At 67.6% G+C, this 22,347-nt stretch carries 18 protein-coding genes, 2 tRNA genes and 1 pseudogene; 2 read left to right on the forward strand and 19 right to left on the reverse strand.

Features of this window, described 5'->3' with window-relative positions:
- Together C665_RS05760 and C665_RS05765 are read left to right on the forward strand one after the other, a co-directional pair.
- Positions 1-871 (forward strand): annotated as a pseudogene (locus tag C665_RS05760) (Y-family DNA polymerase); the annotation flags it as partial.
- A 253-nt stretch (positions 872-1,124) separates the two neighbouring features.
- The gene (locus tag C665_RS05765) at positions 1,125-1,709 is read left to right on the forward strand and encodes a hypothetical protein (protein ID WP_004302682.1); all 585 of its coding nucleotides are present in this window, start codon (positions 1,125-1,127) and stop codon (positions 1,707-1,709) included.
- A 99-nt stretch (positions 1,710-1,808) separates the two neighbouring features.
- On the opposite strand, the gene C665_RS05770 is transcribed toward C665_RS05765, so the two are convergent.
- The 19 genes from C665_RS05770 to C665_RS05860 form a co-directional block, all read right to left on the reverse strand.
- Positions 1,809-3,656, reverse strand: coding sequence for a M61 family metallopeptidase (locus C665_RS05770; protein ID WP_004302684.1), 1,848 nt, complete (start codon positions 3,654-3,656; stop codon positions 1,809-1,811).
- Positions 3,657-3,829: 173 nt separating this feature from the next.
- Positions 3,830-7,180 carry a hypothetical protein gene (locus C665_RS20635; protein ID WP_157277020.1) on the reverse strand — a complete coding sequence of 1,117 codons (3,351 nt, stop codon included), beginning with the start codon at positions 7,178-7,180 and terminating at the stop codon, positions 3,830-3,832.
- Between the two features lie 6 nt (positions 7,181-7,186).
- Positions 7,187-8,578 carry a coiled-coil domain-containing protein gene (locus C665_RS05780; protein WP_004302688.1) on the reverse strand — a complete coding sequence of 464 codons (1,392 nt, stop codon included), beginning with the start codon at positions 8,576-8,578 and terminating at the stop codon, positions 7,187-7,189.
- Between the two features lie 403 nt (positions 8,579-8,981).
- Positions 8,982-9,056: transfer RNA gene (locus tag C665_RS05785), tRNA-Val, on the reverse strand.
- 69 nt (positions 9,057-9,125) lie between these two features.
- Positions 9,126-9,200 (reverse strand) — tRNA-Val (locus C665_RS05790).
- Positions 9,201-9,338: 138 nt separating this feature from the next.
- Entirely contained in the window at positions 9,339-11,156 is a 1,818-nt protein-coding gene (uvrC, locus tag C665_RS05795; protein ID WP_004302690.1) for an excinuclease ABC subunit UvrC, read from the reverse strand.
- A 79-nt stretch (positions 11,157-11,235) separates the two neighbouring features.
- On the reverse strand, positions 11,236-12,381 hold the full coding sequence (nagZ, locus tag C665_RS05800; RefSeq protein WP_004302692.1) for a beta-N-acetylhexosaminidase: 1,146 nt from the start codon (positions 12,379-12,381) through the stop codon (positions 11,236-11,238).
- A gap of 19 nt (positions 12,382-12,400) precedes the next feature.
- Positions 12,401-12,778 carry a holo-ACP synthase gene (gene acpS / locus C665_RS05805; RefSeq protein ID WP_004302693.1) on the reverse strand — a complete coding sequence of 126 codons (378 nt, stop codon included), beginning with the start codon at positions 12,776-12,778 and terminating at the stop codon, positions 12,401-12,403.
- Positions 12,779-12,975: 197 nt separating this feature from the next.
- A complete protein-coding gene (locus C665_RS05810) occupies positions 12,976-13,728 on the reverse strand; it encodes a pyridoxine 5'-phosphate synthase (RefSeq protein ID WP_004302695.1) in 753 nt (250 codons plus the stop codon).
- On the reverse strand, positions 13,728-14,486 hold the full coding sequence (gene recO / locus C665_RS05815; RefSeq protein WP_004302698.1) for a DNA repair protein RecO: 759 nt from the start codon (positions 14,484-14,486) through the stop codon (positions 13,728-13,730). Before recO ends, C665_RS05810 begins: the two co-directional genes overlap by 1 nt.
- Before the next feature lie 15 nt (positions 14,487-14,501).
- Positions 14,502-15,431: a GTPase Era gene (gene era, locus C665_RS05820; protein ID WP_004302700.1), complete on the reverse strand. Its 930-nt coding sequence runs from the start codon at positions 15,429-15,431 to the stop codon at positions 14,502-14,504.
- Positions 15,428-16,099, reverse strand: coding sequence for a ribonuclease III (gene rnc, locus C665_RS05825; RefSeq protein ID WP_004302702.1), 672 nt, complete (start codon positions 16,097-16,099; stop codon positions 15,428-15,430). Before rnc ends, era begins: the two co-directional genes overlap by 4 nt.
- A 4-nt stretch (positions 16,100-16,103) precedes the next feature.
- A complete protein-coding gene (locus tag C665_RS05830) occupies positions 16,104-16,466 on the reverse strand; it encodes a DUF4845 domain-containing protein (protein WP_012585478.1) in 363 nt (120 codons plus the stop codon).
- 13 nt (positions 16,467-16,479) lie between these two features.
- Complete coding sequence (lepB, locus tag C665_RS05835) at positions 16,480-17,268, reverse strand: signal peptidase I (protein ID WP_004302705.1); 789 nt, start codon at positions 17,266-17,268, stop codon at positions 16,480-16,482.
- A gap of 40 nt (positions 17,269-17,308) precedes the next feature.
- Positions 17,309-19,105, reverse strand: coding sequence for a translation elongation factor 4 (gene lepA, locus C665_RS05840; RefSeq protein ID WP_004302707.1), 1,797 nt, complete (start codon positions 19,103-19,105; stop codon positions 17,309-17,311).
- Positions 19,106-19,183: 78 nt separating this feature from the next.
- Entirely contained in the window at positions 19,184-19,444 is a 261-nt protein-coding gene (locus tag C665_RS05845; RefSeq protein ID WP_012585479.1) for a glutaredoxin family protein, read from the reverse strand.
- An 11-nt stretch (positions 19,445-19,455) separates the two neighbouring features.
- Positions 19,456-20,901 (reverse strand): Do family serine endopeptidase, encoded by a 1,446-nt coding sequence (locus tag C665_RS05850; RefSeq protein WP_004302711.1) that lies wholly within the window; start codon positions 20,899-20,901, stop codon positions 19,456-19,458.
- A 14-nt stretch (positions 20,902-20,915) separates the two neighbouring features.
- The gene (locus C665_RS05855; RefSeq protein WP_231570676.1) at positions 20,916-21,386 is read right to left on the reverse strand and encodes a SoxR reducing system RseC family protein; all 471 of its coding nucleotides are present in this window, start codon (positions 21,384-21,386) and stop codon (positions 20,916-20,918) included.
- Positions 21,383-22,333, reverse strand: a complete 951-nt coding sequence (locus C665_RS05860; protein ID WP_004302714.1) for a MucB/RseB C-terminal domain-containing protein — start codon at positions 22,331-22,333, stop codon at positions 21,383-21,385. The genes C665_RS05855 and C665_RS05860 overlap by 4 nt, the downstream gene beginning before the upstream one ends.
- Positions 22,334-22,347 lie beyond the last annotated feature (14 nt).

A 22,347-nucleotide genomic window follows, 5' to 3' on the forward strand; every position in this document is an offset into this window, starting at 1 on the left:
ACTCGCCCGCCGTGGTGCGCAGGCGGCCGCGCGGGCGCTGGCGCGGGCGCGCGGCGAGCTCGCCGATCCACGCCCCTGGTTCGAAGCGCCGCTGCGCTTCCACCACGGCATCGCCCTGCCCGCGCCGGAACTTCACGCCGAGGCCCTGCTCTTCGCCGCACGCCGCCTCTTCGCCAGCCTTGCCGCCTGGCTCGATGCCCGCCACGCGGCAGTCGACCGCTTCCGCCTGCGTTTCGGCCACGGCTCGCGACCGCCCACCGAACTCGAGTTCGCGCTCGGCCGCCCAAGCCGCGACGAGGGGCACTTCGCCCTGATCGTGCGCGAACGCCTGGCCATGCTCGAGCTGTCCGCCGAGGTCGACTCGATCACCCTGTGTGCGGAAAGCCCCGTGGCTGCCGACCCGCGCGCCCGGGACCTGTTCGGCGATCCTGCCCAGGCCGGAGAGGACGCCGCCCTGCTGCTTGCCCGCCTGCAGGCGCGACTTGGCGAGGAATGCGTGCAGCGCCTGGATCTTCGCGCCGATCACCGTCCCGAAGCCGCCTGGCGAAACACCGTGCCCTCCGCACAGGCGACCACTGCACGCGCCGGCCGCGACGCCGCTGCGGGGCCGGCCTCGACACGGACGGCATCGCCGCCGCCACGCACGACAGCAGGCCTGCGCCCGCTCTGGCTGCTGCCCGCGCCGCGTCCGATCTCCGCTCCCCGCTATACCCTGCTCGGCGCCGCCGAACGCATCGAGACCGGCTGGTGGGACGGCATGCCGGTCCGTCGCGACTACTACCTCGCGCGCGATGCCGACAACGTCCTGTGCTGGATCTTCGAGAGCCTGGATGCGCCGGGGCAGTGGTTCGTGCATGGGTATTTCGGCTGAAGACGCCGGTCCCGATCACGGTGCCGGAGCCCGCGACGAGGGCGGCGCGAGCCGGGACGGAGGATCGCCACTCGCGTCGCTCCCAGCGGGGTCCGAAGCTGCATCGTGCTGCGGTAACGTGCCGATTTTCGTGGGAGCGACGCAAGTCGCGATCACGACGACGCGCGAGCGCGTGACGGGAACTGCAGGGGCGCGGGGCTGTGCGCGTAGTACACTTCCCGGGCTCCGAACCTTTTCCACCGCCTCCATTCCCATGCCCGAGCCTTCCTCTTCCGTCACCGTTTCCGCTGAAACCCGCGCCCGCCCCCTGCCGGGCGACCTCGACCGGCGCCGCGCGCTGTTCGCGCTGCTGGTATGCGTGGTCGCGCTGCCTGCATCGTGGCTGTTGTTCAGCCAGCTCGAGCGCCTGTGGCCGGAGATCGTGCGCCTGGAGGGGCTCGGCTTCCTCGCGGCGGCCACCCTGCTCGGCGGCGTGATGGCGATCGGCCCGCTCGCTGCGGCGCTCGGCTTCCTGATCGCGGTGTGGTTCGGGGTGCGCAGCGTCTACAGCGCGCGCAGCCTCGCCACGCCGCTGCTCGACCGCGTCATCGTCGGCGCCGGGCTGCTGGTTTGGTTCATGCCCGCGCTGGCGGCGATCGCACAGGCGGTGCGCGCGCTGACCACAGGGCGGATCCACTTCGTGCGCCCGCCGCGCGACTACCTCCTCGCCACCGATCCGATCGCCTTCTGGCAGGGCGTCGGCTTCTGGCTGATCATCGCGGGGCTCGCCGGCTTCCTCGCCTGGCGCTACTGGCAGCCGAAGCTGTTCCCGGCGCACGACGCCGCCCCCGAGGCCTGAACGCGACCTGCCGCCGCGGGCGCGCCTGGCCGTGCGTGCCCGCTCCGTCACACCTTGCCGTCGTCCGCGGCTGCGCCTCGCGCACGGCAAGGCGGCGCATCACCCCCCCAACCAACCCCGCCGCAGCTTCGCTGCCGCGCTATCGGCGCGCGGCGCCAGCTTGAGCTCCTGGCGCTCGGCAGGCGGTGCAGCGAGCACCGCACGGAAGCTCATCAGCTCGTCGCGACGGAAGAGATGCAGTTCCACCTCGTCGCCCGCACCACGACGGGCGAGCAGATCCTCCAGCCCCTTGGCGCTGGAGATCCTCAGCCCGTCGAGCGCGATCAGCACGTCCCCGGCCGAGACGCCCGCCGCCTGCGCCGGACCGTCGTCGTACACATTGGCGACCTTCGCCTCGCCACTGCCCCCGCCGAGCTTCATCCCGAGCACCGGCGCGGTCCCCGCCGCCTCGGCGCGCAGGCTCACGCCGAAGGGACGCAGCAGGCGCGCCAGCGGCAGATCCTCGCAGCCGTCCACCGCCTTCTGCAGCCATTTCGCCAGGCGCGCGCCGAGGCGTTCGCCGCCCGCGTCGCGCACCGCGGCGAAGATGCCATCCTCCGGCACGCCCACGCCGGTGAGGCCGTGGCGCCGCCACAGCAGCCGCATCACGTCGTCCAGGCTGGCCGCACCCTCGCTGCCCGCGCGCAGCTGCAGGTCGAGCGCGAGCGCGATCAGCGCACCCTTGGCGTAGTAGCTGACGATGGCATTGGGTGCGTTCTCGTCCTGGCGGTAGTACTTGGTCCACGCGTCGAAGGAGGACTCCGCCACGCTCTGCTTGAGCCGGCCGCTGCCGCGCAAGACGTTGGCGATGGTCTTGCCGAGCAGCCCCAGGTAGTCATCGATGCCGATCACGCCGCTGCGCACCAGGGCGAGGTCGTCGTAATACGAGGTGAAGCCCTCGAAGGCCCACAGCAGCCGGGTGTGGTTCTCGCGCGCGAGATCGTAGGGCGTGAACGCCACCGGCTTGATGCGCTTGACGTTCCAGGTGTGGAAATACTCGTGGCTGCACAGGCCGAGGAAGCTCTTGTAGCCGTCGGGCAGACCCTCCATGCCCTTCCACGGCAGCTCGGCGCGGCTGCAGATCAGCGCGGTCGAGGCGCGATGCTCCAGCCCGCCGTAGCCCTCTCCCACCACCATGGTCAGGAAGGCGTAATAGTCCACCGGCGCCGGCGTGCCGAAGAGCGCGATCTGCCATTCGCACACCCGGCGCAGGTCGGCGCACAGGCGCTCGAGGTCGCAGTCGTGGCGGCCGGTGAGGGCGATGTCGTGCGGCACGCCCGCGGCCTCGAAGCGTGCCAGCGTGAAACGGCCCATCTCGACCGGGTGGTCGATGAGCTCGTCGTAGTCCGCGGCGCGGAAGCGGCCGAAGCGGCAGGCCTGGCCCGGGTGGCCGTGCTCGGGCGGCAGCGCGGTGACGAGCTTCCAGTCGCGCCCGCAGTCGCCCTCGGGGCGTTCGATGGTCACCACGCAAGGTGCTTCGGTACGCCCCGCCACCGCGAGGAAGACGCTCGTGCCGTTGAAGAAGCCGTGTGTGGTGTCGAGATGGGCGGTGCGCACCGACAGGTCCCAGGCATAGACCTCGTAATGCACGCTCAGCACGCGCGCGCCCGGCACCGCAGCCGCGCGCCAGGTGTGCTTGTCGAGCTTCTCCAGCGCGCAGGGCTCGCCGTCGGCCTCGGCACGCAGGCGCACGATGTTGCGCGCGAACTCGCGGATCATGTAGCTGCCCGGGATCCACGCCGGCAGGCTGAAGACCTGCCCCGCGGGGTCGGGCTCGGCCACCGTGCAGCTCACCTCGAAGAGGTGGGCGCCGGGGTTCGCCGGGCGGATGCGGTATTCGACCGCGGGCGGCGGACGGTCATGGAGCGCCGACGCGGCGGCGGACAAGCGGGTGGAACGGGCGGACATCGGCAGGCTCCGGCGGAACTCGTCTGGAAGAGGTCCAATCGTAACCGCATGGCCGGGCGCCGGGGAGGCGACAGAGGTGGGCAGCGATCTCCCGGCGCCCAACGGCGAACGCCCGGCGTGACGGCCGCGATCCGCGGATACCCGTCATCCCCATGGATCGATTACCGTGCGCATCACGCGAACGACTGATAGGTTCCTTCGAACTCGATGATGATCGACCGGAGTCCGCTCAGATCGAGCTCACTGTTGTACTCCCGGGGAATTCGGATTGACCACTGACAGAACGGCCCGATCATTTGTCGCTGCGCGTCCAGGAACCCGCCGGTCAGCACGGGCGCTGGTGTCGCCGCTGATGCGCTGGTAACGGTGCCCGTCTCGGGTCTTGCTGCGGCCGCCGCACCTGCCGAAAGTGTCGTGCCATCGGGGGAGAGCGCACGTGCATCGTAGCGGTACTCGTGATGCACTTTTTGATGATTGACGGTGACCGGCACGTCGCTGGCGGTCACGATCGTCTCTACGCCGGGATGCGTAAACTGAATCACGTGAATGTTGTCCTTGGTCCTCATCCCGAGCGCGCACGCTCGAATGGCGGAGAGGCGGACGTTGGCCATTCCCGGGAAGTGTGTATGGTCGGTGTTGGTGTCTTTTCGCGCCGGAAGAATCGACACCAGTCCCTCGTTGCCGTTCATCAGCATTGCGAACAGCAGGGGGTTCCGCGCTTTTGTAAACTCGATTCGGCAGGAGTTGCCCATGGGGACAAAAGCTTGAATGGTCGAAAGCCGCTTGTTCTCCTCTTTCAGTCGTCCGACGATGAAGTCGATCAACGCGGCTCTGAACGCGGTCGAGTTGATGTTGTCGGGCCGCTGCGAGCCAGCCATCAACTGCCGAAGCACGTCGATGAACACATCCTTGTTGCTCAAGGTGTGCATCGTGAATGCGCGGCTCGCCAGGTACAGCGTCTCCACACACTGCTCGCGCGCGTGACGCCACAACGCGCTGCTGAACGCGGCCATCTGCGGCAGGCTGAGACCGGCCTGACTGACCCGCCAACTTTCGGTCTTGCTCTTGGCCGACCTTATGGCATCCGTCTGCGATCGCAGGTAGCACAATTCGGTAAGCGCGTCGTTGTACTCGGCAATCTTGGCATTCCGCGTCGCGACCAGTTCGATGTAGTGCGCCAGATCGTCGCTTAATTTCTGCGCTGTCGGACACTTGCTGAAGAAGTCGGCGCAGATCGCATCAACCTGCCTGCGCGTGGCCATCAGGCGGCCTTGCTCGGTTCCGTCGGCGCTGATCAGTCCGTCACTGGCCTGCTTCAATCCGGTGAAGTCGGTGACTTCATTGGACAAGGACAGCACCTGACGGCTGAGATACGAACGATTCACCGTAGTGCCGTTGTCGGTCGCGACCTCGTTGGCAGTCTTCGAGATCAAATCGCCGGCCTGGCCTGCAACGAGCGGTATCGCGAAGGCAGGCGCCTCAGGGTTGATGAAGGCCAGCTGACCGATGGCGGACAACAGGGCTGCGGGCGTAAGGCCTGTGCCGATCGTGACTTCATTTTCAAAATCGGTGAACTTCCTGATCAAGTGCACCGAGCCATCGGCGCGGTTCGCCTCGAACTGCTGAACGGACTTCAGGGCCGCATTGACCTTGGAGACGCTGTCGGCTACGTCCGCCTCGAGCGCCGTCAATGTGCGGCTCTGACTCTCCGAGAGGTTGCCGAGAAAGCCGGCTCGCTCCTGCGCGTTCTTCAGCGCGCCTGCCAAGGCGCCGTGCGTCTGCTCTATGGCGCTGTATTCTGCGACCACCTCGGTCAGATCCGGCTGATAGCGGTCGATCGACCCAAGCGCGACGAAATCATGATCGTGCCCGAACAGGTTCCGCCCCTGTCGAAGCGACTCCAGCGTCATCGTCGCCGCTGCAGCAAGGTCGGCCTCCTTGCGCTCCGTAGCCATCCGGACAATCCATGACAGGGTTGCCTGCAGGCTGCCGAGCGCTTCGCAGGTCTCGTTGGTGTTCGCATGAACGTTCGTGAAGAGAAAACGTTCGCGGCAACGCTCGAAGACCATGGGCAGAAGATCCCCGCTCAGTTGCAACGCAAGCGATCTGTCATCGACGATCGACCAGCAGCCGGGATAGTTTGACGCGGGACTGATGCCTACACGTGTGGGCGGCGTCGCAACGGGCCTCGCGCCTTGCGCAGGGCGATTGGTATTGTTGGCGCCGACCTGCCCGCTTTGCCCCGGACCAAATCCGCGCCCTCGGATGTCCAAGCCGCCATTGACGGCGCCATACCGGGGATCTACGGGTGCGGGCCCGCCTGGTGTTCCCGCTTTTCCGAACGTCTGCTCCGCCGGCAGCGCTTGCCCATCTGCCCCGTTCGCATCGATGGGCGTATGAATCTCATTCCACGAGCCCCACACTTTGGCGCGAGTCCACACTGCCCAGATATTCGCGATCGTTCCTTCGAAGGCCGCCTGCTCGGCCTCCACGCGAATGATCTGGTACGTCTTCGGGTCGACGGATGGAACTGCCGGCGGGCGGAGCGCGCCAATGGCGATCGTGCCAGGGCTGCCGGCAACTCCGCCGTAACCCGGAAGTCCGCAGACACCGCCGCCGCCGCTGTCGGCGCCGTTCTGGTGCCCATCCGGATCCCTGCCGCCCATGAAAGCGAGGAAATTGGGCTTGTAGCGCAGCGAGTCCATTTTGGGCGTACCGCCGTTTCCACCGTTGCCGCCGATTCCGGGTGATGCTCCGTTGCCGCCGATGCCACCCGCAACCGACAGGCTCATGCCTGACATCGGAAAATCAAACCCCAGAAAATTCAGCGAAATGGTTCCGCCGTCGCCACCTGCCCCGCCGTTTCCACCGTGACCGCCACAGCCTCCAGCGCCCCCACGTGCCGACTCCGAATCGTTGTCATCCAGGTTGTCGATCCCGTTTCCGCCGCGTCCGCCAGGCTGGCCCTTCCCTCCGTTGCCGCCGAGGCCCCCACTGGCATCGAGGACCAACTGCGGTCCCCGAACCAGTCGATCGCACCAGATCGTGATCGAGCCCCCCTCGCCCCCCTTGCCACCATCCCCGCCCGGTTGACCGTTCGACCCAACGCCTCCTTCGTGCCGCCCTGGTTGTCCGTCCTGTCCCGCGGTCGCCGCCATTGGTTCTGTGCCGGCGGTCGTCTGGCCTCCGCTGCACCCATCCTTGCCACGACAACCGCTTACATCGATTCCCCCGTAATTGCCTGGGTTCAATGGGTCGGGCAGGAACTCCAGGCGCCGGCAGACGATCGTTACCTGCCGTCCGGGCAAGGTGATCACGCCTTCAACCACCACCTCGTCGCCATAGACCGTCAGATTGGTGGTCGCCGCAACGGTCCTCTCGTTCAGGACGTGACGCCTTGCCGTCAGCACCTGCTGCATCGCGACTGAATCGCCCGCCGCCGCGGGAACCAGAATCTCCGAATAGTAGGGGTCGAAAGGCGTTTCGCTGGTGGATGCAGGCGAAGTGCATTCGGTCGTGTTCATGACGTTTCACCTCGATTCGAACGCGCCGTTCTGGAACAGAAAGGTCAATTCCTTTGCGATTGCGGCGCGCAGCGCCGCGATGGGTGCACAGGCGCCATCCGCGATCTGTTCAATCGCCAGCGGGTCGCCCGCCGCCGCACGGCTGTCTTCTCCATTCAGGATCGAGCGGGTTCGCAGCGCATACGCGTCGAGGGTTTGCAGCAGCGTCGATGCGAGGTTCTGCAGTTTCTGCGGATCCAGCTTGGACTTCACCAACTGTTTCGTGAAGTCGTCCAGTTTGCTCGCCAAATCAGAATCGAACGCGGCATCGAGTACCTTGCGGACGCTCTTCCCGAGCAGGGCGTCGACCTCGCTGAACAGCCGTGACTTCGACGAGCGCCAGAACTCTGCGAGATCCTGCCCGTTGGCCAACGCGCTTGCGGCGGTCTGGAAGCTCTGTTCATATGCGGCGCTACGGTCCGAGGCGGCTGCAAGTCCGTTCTCTGTCAGGGCGATGACGCTGTCCAGTCGGTCCGACACGCTCTTGAGACGGCTGATGTCCCGTTCCAGCTTGGACACTTTCCGTGTCGCCTCGTCGCGCTGAGCGGCCGTCAGGTCCGGACCTTGCAATTCGATGCGGAGGCCGTCGAGCTCTGTCGTCCGATCATGGATCAGCTGCTCGCTGCGGGCCTTGTTGTCGCGCCTTTTCGCGAGCTCCGTCTCCATGTTCGCCCGCGCCTGTTCAATCAGATCACCCGCCTCATCCATGCCGGCGCGCTCGATCAACTGCTTGGTCTGCGTGCTCATCGTGATCGGCTCGACGATGCCGCCTGCGGCGATGGCATGCAGACGCTCGGCAATCTGCTCAGACAGGCCGGTCAGCGCGCTGCCGAGCAGTGACAGGCAGGCGATTTCGGCGCGATCTTGCAGGCGCATTCCCTCGAGGCGCGAATCGAGCGTTGCGCGGGCCGCGCGAATACTCTCTCGAAGGGCATCGGCTGCCGCGCCGATCCGATCGGGATCATATTCGGCCGCCGGACTGGTAGCCTCTTCCCACTCGGCCAATCGCTCTTCCAGACCTCGATCAATCGACTTGAAGTCCGCTTCCAAGCCTGCCCCGAAACGTTCGAGCGTGGAGGCTCCGAATTCGTAGGCGTCGGACGCCGTCTCACGTGCGCTCGCCCAGTAGTCGCCGAGATCCAGGCTGAACTTGGCGGCCCGCTCGACCAGCCTGCGATTCGGTCCCGGGATTTCTTCGCGCTTGGCAGGCTTGTACCCCTCCGCTTTGGGGTCTCTCGACATGGAGTGATCGTAGAAGTGTTGGGCGTCCGAGGTGAAGGAATGCGCGATATCTGCCAGATGTCGGGCGCCAGGCGACTCGTGCTCGATCGGCCGTACTGCAACTCGCTCCAGTGCCATGGCTGCATCCCTCCTCTTCCCAGGTTCGGTTGGTGGTTACGGCGGCCTACGCGTGAATACGTCGTCGTCGATCGACCAACGACGTGTCCCGGCTTGTGTCCGCCCGCATACGGGCCTGTAACATTCTAGACACTACAAGAAAGACTCGCCCGCTGCCGCCAAGGGGCACGCTTGGGTTCCTTCACCGCACCGAACCTGTGGTTGCTGGCGAAGTGTCGTCGCATGTGGTTCGACTGGAGGGTCGGATGGTCGGTCGCGCCGACCCATTCGCACTTCCTGAGGCATGAGGAGCGCGCGGAGATGGACACCTCGCATCCGGATGAGAGCTGGTGGAGGGCCGAGTTGCAGATGGTTCCGTCGACAAGAAAAAAGCCGGCTCGCGGGCCGGCTTTTTTCTGCTGTCTGGTGGGCGATACTGGGATCGAACCAGTGACTTCCACCGTGTGAAGGTGGCACTCTACCGCTGAGTTAATCGCCCGTCTCTGGAACCTGTTCCGTACGATTTCCGTACCTTCTTTGCAGGAGGGCACCAAGTCGTTGATTTACCTGGTGGGCGGTACTGGGATCGAACCAGTGACCCCTGCCGTGTGAAGGCAGTGCTCTACCGCTGAGCTAACCGCCCTCCCGAAAAGAGGCCGCATTTTAGAAGGCGAGTCGCCGGGCGTCAAGCGCGGCATCGCTCGCGCGGCGTTGCTCGCACGCACGCCCCCTGGCGATGCGGCGCCGCGCGGGCAGCCGGAGCCGGGACACGCGCGACCGCTCAGCGCAGCGCAGCGTGGATCTGCTCCGCGAGCTTGCGGCTGACGCCCTCCACCCGGCACAGGTCCTCCACCGTCGCCTCGCGCACCCCGTCAAGCCCGCCGAAGGCGGCGAGCAGGTTGCGACGGCGCGAAGGGCCGACGCCGGGGACGTCCTCCAGCTTCGAGCCCACCCGCGCCTTGGCGCGCTTGGCGCGGTGCCCGGTGATGGCGAAGCGGTGAGCCTCGTCGCGGATCTCGACGATCAGGTGCAGCGCCGCCGACTCGCCGCCGAGCGCCAGACCCTCGCGCCCGTCAGGGAAGATCAGCGTCTCCAGACCCGCCTTGCGCCCCTCGCCCTTGGCCACGCCCACCATCGCCACCGCCTCCAGGCCGACCTCGGCGAGGATCGCCCGCGCCGCGCTCACCTGCCCCTTGCCGCCGTCGATCAGGATCAGGTCGGGGCACACCCCCTCCCCGGCCGCGACCTTGCCATAGCGGCGCTCGAGCGCCTGGCGCATGGCGGCGAAGTCGTCGCCGCCGGTGATGCCGGCGATGTTGTAGCGGCGGTATTCGGCGCGCTTCATGGCGCCCGCCTCGCACACCACGCAGGACGCCACCGTGGCCTCGCCCATGGTGTGGCTGATGTCGAAGCATTCGATGCGCTGCGGCGCCTCGTCCATGCCGAGCGCCTCGCGCAGGGCCTCGAGACGCTGTTCGATGCGGCCGGTGTCGCGCGCGCGCGCCTGGATGGCGAGGTGGGCGTTCTTCTCTGCCATCTCCATCCACGCCTTTTCCGCCTCGAAGCGCGGCGACACCACGCCGGGCGGACGCTCGGTGATCTCGGCGAGCGTCTCCTTGACCGCCTCCGGCGGCAGGTTGACCAGGATGCGCGCCGGGATCGGGTGCTGACTGTAGTGCTGCTCGACGAAGGCGAGCAGGCTGTCCACCGCACCCGACACCGCCGCACCGCTCGGGAACTGCGGGCGATCGCCGAGATGGCGGCCGCCGCGCACCATGGCGATGTTCACGCAGGTGAGTCCGTCGGCCTCGATCGCGGCGAGCACGTCCACATCTTCATCCTTGCGGCTGTCGACGAACTGCTTGTGCAGCACCGCCTGCAGCACGCGCACCTGATCGCGACAGGCCGCGGCCTCCTCAAAGGCGAGGCGCTCGGCGGCGGCCTGCATGCGATTCGTGAGGTCGTCGATCACCTCGCTCGCCTGGCCGTCGAGGAAGCGCGTGGCGAGCTTCACGTCCGCAGCGTAGGCGGCGGGCTCGACAAGACTGACGCAGGGCGCGGTGCAGCGCTTGATCTGGTGCAGCAGGCAGGGGCGCGAGCGGTTGGCGAAGACGGTGTTCTCGCAGGTGCGCAGCTGGAAGGTCTTCTGCAGCAGATGGATGCTCTCGCGCACCGCCCAGGCGTTCGGGAAGGGGCCGAAGTAGCGCGCGCCCTTGGTGAAGGCGCCGCGGTGGTAGGCCAGGCGCGGGAACTCGTCGGCGGAGAGCTCGATGTAGGGGTAGGTCTTGTCGTCGCGGAAGAGGATGTTGTAGCGCGGCGCGAGGCTCTTGATGAGGTTGTTCTCGAGGATCAGCGCCTCGGCCTCGGAGCGTGTGGCGGTGATGTCCACGCGCAGCACCTGCGCCACCATCATCGCGATGCGCGGGCTGGAGACGGTCTTCTGGAAGTAGCTGGAGACGCGACGCTTGAGGTTCTTCGCCTTGCCGACGTAGAGCACCTTGTCGTCGGCGCCGATCATGCGATAGACGCCCGGCTCCTCGGTCAGGGTGCGCAGGAAGGGCTTGGGGTCGAAGGCGGGGGCGGGCGTCGGGTCGGTCATGGGAGCAGGATGTTTGAGCAACGCCGCTGATCGCGACTTGCGTCGCTCCTACAGGGGAGTTCGCTACCGCTGCGCGGAATTATCCTTCCTTGCGCAGGACTTCGGTACGTTGCTCACCGATGGTGGCGGCGGTCATGGTTGGCGCGGCGCTCTTGTCCTCGGGAATGGACGCGAGGTGCTCGCGGGCCCGGAGGTAGGGGGCGTGCAGTTCGAGTGCGAAGGGGTCGGCAAGCCAGGCTGGCCTGGCCGTGTCCGGCAGGATCGCGGCGAGTCGGGCCAGGTTGCCGGCGTCCAGGTCCGGCGCCCAGCGATCCAGCAGCTCGGCCGCGAGGTCAGGTCGATTGCACACCAGCAGCATGTCGCAGCCGGCCGCGTAGGCTGCTTTCGCACGGCCGACGATGTCACCGGCGACGCGGGCGCCTTCCATGTTGAGATCGTCGCTGAAGATCACCCACTGGAAGCCGAGGCGGTCGCGCAGCACCTCCTTCAGCCAGAACGGCGAGAAGCCTGCGGGCTGCGGTTCGGGGCTGGGGTCGGCGTTGGGGTAGACGACGTGGGCGGGCATGACGCCGGCGAGCTGGCGGCCGAGACGATGGCGGTAGGGGGCGATGTCCTCGTTCCAAACCGTGTCGAAGTCGCGCTCGTCCACCGGCACGTCGTGGTGCGAGTCGGCCTCGACGAAGCCGTGGCCGGGGAAGTGCTTGCCCACGCAGCCCATGCCCGCCTCCGCCATGCCGGCGCACAGCGCCTGCGCGAGCGCCGCGACCACCTGCGGATCGCGATGGAAGGCGCGGTTGCCGATCGCGCGGCAGCAGCCGTAGTCGAGATCCAGCACCGGGGTGAAGCTCAGGTCGACCCCGTGCGCGCGCAGCTCGGCGGCGAGCACGACGCCGGTGGCGCGCGCCGCGTCGAGCGCCACCAGATGGTCCTGCGCCCACAAGGCGCCGAGGCTGCGCATCGACGGCAGGCGGGTGAAGCCGTCGGTGCGGAAGCGCTGCACCCTGCCGCCTTCGTGGTCGACCGCGATGATCAGCGCCGGGTCGCGCAGCCCGCGGATCTCGGCGGTGAGCGCGCGCAGCTGCTCGGAGCCGGTGTAGTTGCGCGCGAACAGGATCACCCCGCCGACCAGAGGGTCGCGCAGGCGTTCGCGCTCCTCGTCGGTGAGCGCGGTGCCGGCGACATCGATCATGACGGGGCCGCGTGGGCGGCGGATGGGTGGATTCATGTTCTGGAGGCTCCGGGGCTCACACGCTTTCGATCAGGGCGAACGCGACGATGTGCTCGTCCTCGTCGCTGATGCTGAGGTGGGCGCGCAGCGCGTTGTCCCGCATGTGCGCGGCGAGGCGCTCGTCATAGCGGTATTCGGGCTTGCCGCGCGCGTCGTGGCCGACCGCAACCGCGTGCAGCGTGGCCGGCACCGCGACGCCGGTGCCGAGCGCCTTGCCGAAGGCTTCCTTGGCGGCGAAGCGCTTGGCGAGGAAGCGCGCCGGGTCGCGATGGGCGCGCCAGGCCTCGACCTCGCTCGCGGCCAGGATGCGCAGGGCGAAACGCTCGCCGTGGCGCTCGAGCGCCTCGCGCATCCGACGCAGTTGCACGAGATCGGTGCCGATGCCGTGGATCATGCTTGCACGCTCGCACACAGGCTCGCGCGCGCCCCTGTCGGAGCGGCGCAAGCCGCGAATGCGGCGCCCGGATCCACTCCACCGCCCGGATTGGGTGCAGCATTCGCGGCTTGCGCCGCTCCTGCAGGGGGACGCCGGCGCGCTGCGCTGTCGGCGGGTGCAAGGGGGCAGGGGCGCGGCACGCGCATCGCGCTTCCTCAGGCGCCCTGCGCCGCTTCGCGCATCAGCCGCTTCATCTCGGCGACCGCCGCGCGCAGGCCCACGAACACCGCACGGCTGACGATCGAATGCCCGATGTGCAGCTCGCGGATGCCGTGCAGGCGGGCGATCGGCTCGACGTTGTAGTAGTTGAGCGCGTGGCCGGCGTTGAAGCGCATGCCCAGGCTGCGCACCACTTCACCCGCCGTGCGGATCTTGTCGAGCTCGGCGAGCACCGCCGGCGCCTCGGCGTCGCGTCCGGCGGCGTGGAAGGCGTGGGCGTAGGGGCCGGTGTGGATCTCGCACACGCGCGCGCCGATGCGCGCGGCGGCCTCGATCTGCTCGGGCTCGGCGTCGATGAACACGCTGGTGACGATTCCGGCGTCGGCGAGGCGGGCGATCACGTCCTTCAGGCGCGTCTCCTGCGCGATCACGTCGAGCCCACCCTCGGTGGTGATCTCGTGGCGGCCCTCGGGCACCAGCATCGCCATCTGCGGCTTCGTGCGGCAGGCGATGGCGACCATCTCGTCGGTGGCCGCCATCTCGAGGTTGAGCTTGACCTGGGTGAGCTCGGCGAGCCGGCGCACGTCCTCGTCGCCGATGTGGCGGCGGTCCTCGCGCAGGTGGATGGTGATGCCGTCGGCACCACCGAGGTGGGCTTCCACGGCGGCCCACACCGGATCGGGTTCCCAGGTGCGGCGGGCCTGGCGCAGCGTGGCGACGTGGTCGATGTTGACGCCGAGTTCGATCATCAGAGCTCCTGCAATTCCTTGAGCACCCGGCGCGACTGCAGCGGCTGGCCGCCCAGGGTGTGGTTGATCAGCATGCGCAGCAGCTGCTTGGACTGGCCCAGCGTCTCCGCACGCGAGAAGTCGCCGGCCGCCATGTCGAGCAGGGTCTGACCGGAGAGCAGCGGCTGCTCGCCGAGCGCGGCAGGGTCGAGGGCAGCACCCTCTTCCTCCAGCGCCTCCAGCCTCACCGGACCGCGCTCGATTATATAAAGGTAGCGCCCCTCGGGCCGCACCGGCTCGCCGCTGTCGCCCTCGTTCGCGAGCCCGGCCTCGTAGCCGAGCTCCTGCAGCAGGGCGAGCTCGAAGCGACGCAGGATGGGCGACTCCGCCTCGCCGCGGCCGAGCGCACGCACCGCCTCGGCGTAGGCGTCGAAGAGGCGCGGGTGGGGATCTTCACGTGCGGTCAGGCGCACCAGCAGCTCGTTGAGGTAGTAGCCGCAGATCAGCGCGCGCCCGATCAGCAGCGGCTGCCCGCCCTGCCATTCGGCACGCACCAGGGTCTTGACCTCGCCACCGCCAGACCAATCCATCCACAGCGGCTGGAAGGCGAGCAGCACGCCGCGCAACTGCGAGTGCGGGCGGCGCGCACCCTTTGCGACCAGGGCGACGCGGCCATGCTCGCGCGCGAAGATCTCGACGATCAGGCTGGTCTCGCGCCACGGGTAGGTATGCAGCACCCAGGCCGGCTGCTGCTCGATGCGCTGCTTGGCTGCCGCCATGACCCGGGGTCCGGATCACTCGTAGCCGAGGCTCTTCAGCGCGCGCTCGTCGTCGGCCCAGCCGCTCTTGACCTTGACCCAGACCTCGAGGAAGACCTTGCCGTCGAAGAGCTTCTCGAGTTCGACGCGGGCCTCGCTGGAGATGCGCTTGAGCTTCTCGCCACCGCGGCCGATGACCATGGACTTGTGGCCGGGCTTGTCGACGATCACCGCGGCGTAGATGCGGCGCAGGTTGCCCTCGACCTCGAATTTCTCGATCTCGACCGCGATCCCGTAGGGCAGTTCGTCGCCGAGCAGGCGGAAGAGCTTCTCGCGCAGGAATTCGGAGGCGAGGAAGCGCTCGCTGCGGTCGGTGATCTCGTCTTCCTCGAACATCGGCGTACCGACCGGCAGCAGGGGCGTGGCGGCCTTGACCAGCTCGTCGACGTTGCGTCCCTTCTCGGCCGACAGCGGCACGATCTCGGTGAAGTCGCGCGCCTCGCGCACCTGGGCGATGAAGGGCAGCAGGCGGGTCTTGTCCTTCAACTGGTCGACCTTGTTGATGACCAGGATCACCTTCGAGGACTCGGGGATCACCGCCAGCACCTTGCGGTCGTCCTCGGTGAAGCGCCCGGCTTCGATGACGAAGAACACCAGATCGACGTCGGCCAGCACCTGCGACACGGTGCGGTTCATCGAACGGTTGAGCGCGTTGCGGTGATGGGTCTGGAAGCCGGGGGTGTCCACGAACACGAACTGCGCGCCCGGCTCGGTGAGAATGCCGGTGACGCGGTGTCGGGTGGTCTGCGCCTTGCTGGAGACGATGCTGATCTTCTGCCCGATCAGACGGTTGAGCAGCGTCGACTTGCCGACGTTGGGGCGACCGACGATGGCGACGAAGCCGGCGCGAAAGCCGTCCTCGCCGGTGGGCTGGTCGCTGAGGGGAGTCTGGGACGCGTCGCTCATTTCTTTCTCACCGCGGCGAGCGCGAGCTCGGCCGACTGTTGTTCGGCGATGCGCCGGCTCGGGCCGCGGCCCAGCGTGCGTACCGCGAGTTTGGGGATTTCGCAGGCGACCTCGAACTCCTGCGCGTGGGCTTCGCCGACGATCTCGACCATGGTGTAGCTCGGCACCGGAATGCGGCGCGCCTGCAGCCATTCCTGCAGCGCGGTCTTGGGGTCCTTGCTCGGCTTGCACGGATCGACTTCGGCGATCAGCGGTGCGTAGAGGCGGTCGATGACCCCCTTCGCCGCTTCGAAGCCGGCGTCCAGATAGACCGCGGCGAACAGCGCTTCGAGCGCATCGGCGAGGATGGACGGGCGCCGGCTGCCGCCGGACTTGAGCTCGCCCTCGCCCAGGCGCAGGCAGTCGCCGAGCTCGAGCTCGAGCGCGAGGCGGTGCAGCGTGTCCTGGCGCACCAGCGAGGCGCGCACCCGCGACAGCTCTCCCTCGCGCAGCTCGCCGAAGCGGCCAAACAGCGCGATCGACACCACGCAGTCGAGGACGGCGTCGCCGAGGAACTCGAAACGCTCGTTGTTGGGCTGCCCGAAGCTGCGATGGGTCAGCGCCTCCTGCAGCAGGCGGACATCGGAGAACGCGTGGCCCAGGCGCGCCTGAAGTCGATCCGGCATCATCGGCTCAGCGCGGCTCGCTGCTCGGATGCAGGTCGATCGACAGGCTGACGTTGGCGAGCAGGGGAATCTTGCGGGTGTACTCGACGTCGATGACGGTGCGGACACCCGACTTGTCGATCGTCAGATCCGCGCCACCGACGCTGCTCACGTCGTCGATCTGCCGGCGCCGATCGAAGCTGCGCCGCACCTCGATCAGGCTCGCCCCCTTGTCGGACTCGTCGGCGACGATTCCGAGGATGCGCTTGATGGCGAGATACTCGTTGATCACCGGAACGCTGCGGAACCCGACGACGAGCACGAAGGCCGCGATCACGCCGGTCACCAGCACGCCCAGAAGCGTGAGCCCGCGTTGGGAACGCATCTTCATCTCCACCCCCATTTCAGTCGAAGCCGCCGATCCGCTTCATGTCGCCGAAGTTGAACCAGATGAAGAAGGCACGCCCGACGATGTTCTGGTCCGGCACGAAGCCCCACACGCGGCTGTCGCTGCTGGCGTCGCGATTGTCGCCGAGCACGAAGTAGTGCCCGGCCGGCACCGTGCAGCGCACGCCCGCATGCACGTAGGTGCAATGCTCGCGCCCGGGGAAGTTGAGCACCTGCGGCACGTAGGCCGGCGCGTCGCGCTCGATCAGCACAGAGTGCTCGACCTCGCCGAGCCTCTCGACGTATTTCGGCGAGTAGTACAGCCGATCCGGATGCAGGTAGCTGCCGTCCTCACGGATCGGCACCGCCTCGCCGTTGATGGTGAGGCGCTTGTCGATGTATTCGACGCGGTCGCCGGGCAGGCCGACCACGCGCTTGATGTAGTCCATCGACGGATCGGCCGGATAGCGGAAGACCATGACGTCGCCGCGCTGCGGATCGTTCACGGCGACGATCTTGCGGTTGATCACCGGCAGGCGGATCCCGTAGGTCCACTTGTTGACCAGGATGAAGTCGCCCACCAGCAAGGTCGGGATCATCGAACCGGAAGGGATCTTGAAAGGCTCGACGACGAAGGAGCGCAGGCCGAACACGATCAGGATCACCGGGAAGAAGCTCGCGCCGTACTCCACCCACCACGGGTCGGGCGTGCCCGCGGGACGCAGCTTGCGCGCGTGAAAGCGGTCGACGGACCACAGCGCGCCGGAGGCGATCAGCAACAGGAACAGGATCAGGGCAAAGTTCATGCGGTTTCCGTCTTAGGCCGGCCCCCAGGGCCGGCGTCGATCACTTGCCTTCGTCGGTGCGCAGCACGGCGAGGAAGGCTTCCTGCGGGATCTCGACGTTGCCGACCTGCTTCATGCGCTTCTTGCCTTCCTTCTGCTTCTCGAGCAGCTTCTTCTTGCGCGTGATGTCGCCGCCGTAGCACTTGGCGAGCACGTTCTTGCGCAGGGCCTTGATGGTCTCGCGCGCGATGATGTGCGCACCGATCGCCGCCTGCACCGGCACGTCGAACATCTGCCGCGGGATCAGGCCGCGCAGCTTGGCGGCGAGCTCGCGGCCGCGATACTGCGCGCTGGCGCGGTGCACGATGACGGACAGCGCGTCCACCTTCTCGCCGCCCACCATGAGGTCGAGCTTGACGAGGTCGGCCGTGCGGTACTCCTTGAAATCGTAGTCGAGCGAGGCGTAGCCGCGCGACACCGACTTGAGCCTGTCGAAGAAGTCCATCACGACTTCGTTCATGGGCATCTCGTAGATCAGCTGCACCTGGCGGCCGTGGTAGCGCATGTCGATCTGGTTGCCGCGCTTCTGGTTGCACAGCGTGATCACCGGTCCGACGTAGTCCTGCGGCAGGAAAATGGTCGCGGTGATGATCGGTTCGCGGATCTCCTGGTACTTGCCGGGCTCCGGCAGCTTGGCCGGATTCTCGATGCGGATGATCGAGTTGTCGTTCAGTACCACCTCGTAGACCACCGTCGGCGCGGTGGTGATGAGGTCCATGTCGAACTCGCGCTCGAGGCGCTCCTGCACGATGTCCATGTGCAGCAGGCCGAGGAAGCCGCAGCGGAAGCCGAAGCCGAGCGCCTGCGAGACCTCGGGCTCGAACTGCAGCGAGGAGTCGTTCAAGCGCAACTTTTCGAGCGAGTCGCGCAGTTGGTCGTATTCGGAAGATTCCACAGGATACAGGCCGGCGAAGACCTGCGGCTTGATCTCCTTGAAGCCGGGCAGCGGCGCACTCGCCGGCTTGTTGGCGAGCGTGATCGTGTCGCCCACCTTGGCCGCCTCGATCTCCTTGATGCCGGCGATGACGAAGCCCACCTCGCCCGCGCGCAGCGCATCCCGGCCCACCGAGCGCGGCGTGAACACGCCCACCTGGTCGCAGGGATACTGCAAGCCGTTCGACATCAGCAGGATGCGGTCCTTGGGCTTGAGTTCGCCGTCGACGACGCGCACCAGCATGACCACGCCGACGTAGTTGTCGAACCAGGAGTCGATGATCAGCGCCTTCAGCGGCCCGTCGGGCTCGCCCTGGGGCGGCGGCACCCGGGCGACGATGGCCTCGAGCACCTCCTCCACGCCCAGGCCGGTCTTGGCCGAGCACAGGATGGCCTCGGAGGCATCGACCCCGATGACGTCCTCGATCTCGCCGCGCGCGTTCTCGGGGTCGGCCGCGGGCAGGTCGATCTTGTTGAGCACCGGCACCACCTCGACGTCGAGGTCGAGCGCGGTGTAGCAGTTGGCCACGGTCTGCGCCTCGACGCCCTGCGAGGCATCGACCACCAGCAGCGCGCCCTCGCAGGCGGCAAGCGAGCGGCTGACCTCGTAGGAGAAGTCGACGTGTCCCGGCGTATCGATGAGGTTGAGGTTGTAGACCTGCCCGTCCTTGGCCTTGTAGTGCAGGGCCGCGGTCTGCGCCTTGATCGTGATGCCGCGCTCCCGCTCGATATCCATCGAGTCGAGCACCTGCTCCTCCATCTCGCGCTCGGACAGGCCGCCGCAGAAGTGGATGAGTCGGTCGGCCAGGGTCGATTTGCCGTGGTCGATGTGGGCAATGATGGAGAAGTTTCGGATGTGCTTCATTTGAAACGAAAAAGGTGCCTTTCAGCACCCGTTTCGGAAAGGATTCGGTTAGTCGCCGGGCGGGTTCGGTCCAGCGCGTCAGGCCCGCGATTCTAGCGGAAAACCGCCCAGATAAGCGCGTACCGCGGCCTCGTCGAGGTGATAGTGGCAAAGTTCGTGCTCCCCGTGCAGCAGCACGGGCACCCATTCACCCCAGCGCGCCTCGAGCTCGGGATGCTGGTCGACGTCGATCACCTCGATGCCCCAGCCGGCCGCTTCGGCGAGCGGGCGCAGGGCGTCCACGAGCACATGGCACAGGTGGCACCATTCCCGGCTCATCACGGTAAAACGCCGTTCCATCGCGACCGGGCTCACTTGTCGGCGCGCAGGCTGACATAGGACGCGCTCTCGCCGCGCCCGACCAGCAGGGTGACCTGCTGCCCGGGCTTGAGCGCGGCGACCACGCGTTCGAAATCCTCGATGCGATCGAGCCTGACCTGGCGCCCTTCGACGACGATCGCCAGCACGAGGTCGCCGGGAACGATCTGGGCCCGCGCGGCGGACTTTTCGGCACGCTGCACCAACAGGCCGTGCGCAAGCCCGCGCTCGCGCCGCTGCTGCGCCGTGGGCGCGACGAGTTCGAGGCCGAGGCGGTTGGTCGCGCCCGTGGCCAGACCGACCGCCACGGGCTCGACCTCTTCCTCCGGGTCGCGCCATTCGCCCAGCGTCAAGCTCAGGGAACGCGGCGCCCCGTCGCGATAGATCTCGACCTCGACCTTGCTGCCCGGGCGCGCCGCCGCGACGATGCGCGGAAGGTCGGCCGAATTCTCGACGTTGCGCTGGTTGAAGCGCACGATCACGTCGCCCTGGACGACGCCGCCGAGCGCCGCCGGACCACCGGCCTCCACACTGCTCACCAGCGCACCCGCAGGGCGCGGCAGCCCGAAACTGTCGGCGAGGTCGCGGGTGATCTCCTGGATCGACACCCCGATGCGCCCGCGCTCCACCCTGCCCTTCTCGCGCAGTTGCTGCTGCACGTCCATCGCGACATCGATCGGGATCGCGAAGGACAGACCCATGAACCCGCCCGTACGACTGTAGATCTGCGAATTGATGCCGATCACCTCGCCACGCAGGTTGAACAGCGGCCCGCCCGAATTTCCCGGATTGATCGCGACGTCGGTCTGGATGAAGGGCACGAAGTTCTCGTCGGGCAGGCTGCGCCCCTTGGCGCTGACGATGCCGGCGGTGACCGACTGCTCGAAGCCGAAGGGCGAACCGATCGCCAGCACCCACTCGCCCACCGCGAGCGCCTCGGGGTCGCCGAGCACGACATGAGGCAGGTCCTTGGCCTCGATGCGGATCAGCGCGACGTCGCTGCGCGCATCGGCGCCGATCACCGTGGCGTCGAACTCGCGCTTGTCGGCGAGGCGGACCACGATGCTCTCTGCGGCCTCCACCACATGCGCGTTGGTGAGGATGAAACCGTCGGCGCTGATGATGAAGCCCGAGCCGAGCGACTTGTCGTCGGGCTCCGCCCCCGGGTACTCGGGCATGCGCGGGATGAACTTGCGGAAGAACTCGAACATCGGATCCGACTCGTCGAGTTCCGGAAGACGGAAGGGTTGCTTCTGCGGCTGCGCAGCCACCTGGGTGGCGCTGATATTGACCACGGCGGCGCCCTGTGTCGCCACGAGGCGGGTGAAATCGGGGAGCATCGCCCGCTCTGCCGTGCCGGCCGCGAAGCCCTTCGGCGCGCAGAGCATCAGCAGGAGACAGAGTACCAAGGCGAGCGCCCTCGCGGCGCCCGTTTGCATGCGGACTTCGGGGTTCATTGCAGGACGCGCAGCCGGCGGCTGCAATTCTCCTCGACCGAGAGCTCCATGCTGAGACTGTTCCGCCAGTTGCGGCTGCGCGACAGCATCCGATTGACGACCCAGGCCAGCGCGAGCCCCGCGACGCCCCCGGCCAGACCCCAGGCATCGCCGTGCTGCACGCCGCCCAAGAGGCTGCCGAACGCGGCGCCGACCAGAAGCAGCAGCGTCCCCAGCCCGTAGCTGACCAGCGCCGCGCGCAGCGGCGCACCGTCCGGGATGCGGATCACCACCGCATCGCCAGCTGCGAAGCGGGCGTCCGCGGGGATGGAGAATTCGTCCCGGGGCATGCCGAAGACGTGGGAGATCTGCACCGAGCCGCAACCACCCGGCTCGTCACAGCGTCCGCAGCCGCCCTGCTTGCCACTGAGCTTGACCCAGGCCTGACCATTCTCGATCCGCAGGATACGGGCGCGCGCTTCCATCATCGTGCCTCCGGCCGAATGCCCTCGCCGATGCGACGCACCGCCGCCTCTGGCGCCTCGCCGAGTGCGGTGACAAGGTGACCGTCGATCGCGCGCTTGAAAATGTTGATCGCGCCGCTGGAGAGCGGGCCGAGGCCGGCTCGCGAACCCTCGCCGATCGGTTCGATGAACACGGAGATCGCCGCCAGCCCGTCGCTGAAAACCATGTGCACCGCTTCACCGCGATCCCGCCCCAGCGGGCGCTTCATGGCCGAGGTGAGCGCGTAACCCGGAACCGCCGGCTCGAGCACCCAGCCGGCAGCCTCGACGGACATGCTGACACCGCGCGCATTGACCATCCGCCAGCCTTCGTCGGTCTTGAAGCGCGACTCGAGCAGGCTGTTCTCCACCTCGCCCCCGATGCGCAGCTCGCTGAAGCTGAATTGCTCGATGACAGCACCGTGCTGATCGAGCGTACGCGACTTCAGCAGCAGGCCCGACTGCACGTCGGCCCACAGCACGTGGCCGTAGCGCAATTCGTCCTTGGGCTCGAGGACCAGCGCCTGGGCCTCGAGCCCGGCCACCCTGCCCAATTCGCCCTTGCGCACACGGTAGTTTTCGGCCAGCCCGGTCGGCGACGCCGGCAGGCGAGCCGGGAAGGCGCGACGGCCCTGCGCTTCGTCGATGATCACCGTGCGCTCGTCGGGCAATACGCAACGCACCTCGGCGCCACGGCGGATGATTTCGCGCGGACTGCCATCGAGGACCTCGAGGCGCTCGTACTCGCCGCTGGCATCGACACGATGCGCGATCCGCGAGGTCTCGACATGGCTGCCGGACTGATACACGAAGGTGCCAACGTAATTGAGTCGTTGCCCCGCGGTCGAGATGCGTCCGAGCCAGGACAAGGGGTCGGTCGGGTGTTCGGCAGACGCCGGTCCCTGCGCGAGCAGCGCGCAGAGACCGAGCATGGCGGGGAACCACC

Origin of the sequence: Thauera aminoaromatica S2 (assembly GCF_000310185.1) — a bacterium.
Lineage (GTDB): Bacteria > Pseudomonadota > Gammaproteobacteria > Burkholderiales > Rhodocyclaceae > Thauera > Thauera aminoaromatica.

Coding starts and splice junctions, on each gene's coding strand:
- C665_RS05765 (WP_004302682.1), top strand. CDS start 1,125: ATGCCCGAGCCTTCCTCTTCCGTCACCGTTTCCGCTGAAACCCGCGCC.
- C665_RS05770 (WP_004302684.1), bottom strand. CDS start 3,656: ATGTCCGCCCGTTCCACCCGCTTGTCCGCCGCCGCGTCGGCGCTCCAT.
- C665_RS20635 (WP_157277020.1), bottom strand. CDS start 7,180: ATGAACACGACCGAATGCACTTCGCCTGCATCCACCAGCGAAACGCCT.
- C665_RS05780 (WP_004302688.1), bottom strand. CDS start 8,578: ATGGCACTGGAGCGAGTTGCAGTACGGCCGATCGAGCACGAGTCGCCT.
- uvrC (WP_004302690.1), bottom strand. CDS start 11,156: ATGACCGACCCGACGCCCGCCCCCGCCTTCGACCCCAAGCCCTTCCTG.
- nagZ (WP_004302692.1), bottom strand. CDS start 12,381: ATGAATCCACCCATCCGCCGCCCACGCGGCCCCGTCATGATCGATGTC.
- acpS (WP_004302693.1), bottom strand. CDS start 12,778: ATGATCCACGGCATCGGCACCGATCTCGTGCAACTGCGTCGGATGCGC.
- C665_RS05810 (WP_004302695.1), bottom strand. CDS start 13,728: ATGATCGAACTCGGCGTCAACATCGACCACGTCGCCACGCTGCGCCAG.
- recO (WP_004302698.1), bottom strand. CDS start 14,486: ATGGCGGCAGCCAAGCAGCGCATCGAGCAGCAGCCGGCCTGGGTGCTG.
- era (WP_004302700.1), bottom strand. CDS start 15,431: ATGAGCGACGCGTCCCAGACTCCCCTCAGCGACCAGCCCACCGGCGAG.
- rnc (WP_004302702.1), bottom strand. CDS start 16,099: ATGATGCCGGATCGACTTCAGGCGCGCCTGGGCCACGCGTTCTCCGAT.
- C665_RS05830 (WP_012585478.1), bottom strand. CDS start 16,466: ATGAAGATGCGTTCCCAACGCGGGCTCACGCTTCTGGGCGTGCTGGTG.
- lepB (WP_004302705.1), bottom strand. CDS start 17,268: ATGAACTTTGCCCTGATCCTGTTCCTGTTGCTGATCGCCTCCGGCGCG.
- lepA (WP_004302707.1), bottom strand. CDS start 19,105: ATGAAGCACATCCGAAACTTCTCCATCATTGCCCACATCGACCACGGC.
- C665_RS05845 (WP_012585479.1), bottom strand. CDS start 19,444: ATGGAACGGCGTTTTACCGTGATGAGCCGGGAATGGTGCCACCTGTGC.
- C665_RS05850 (WP_004302711.1), bottom strand. CDS start 20,901: ATGCAAACGGGCGCCGCGAGGGCGCTCGCCTTGGTACTCTGTCTCCTG.
- C665_RS05855 (WP_231570676.1), bottom strand. CDS start 21,386: ATGATGGAAGCGCGCGCCCGTATCCTGCGGATCGAGAATGGTCAGGCC.
- C665_RS05860 (WP_004302714.1), bottom strand. CDS start 22,333: ATGCTCGGTCTCTGCGCGCTGCTCGCGCAGGGACCGGCGTCTGCCGAA.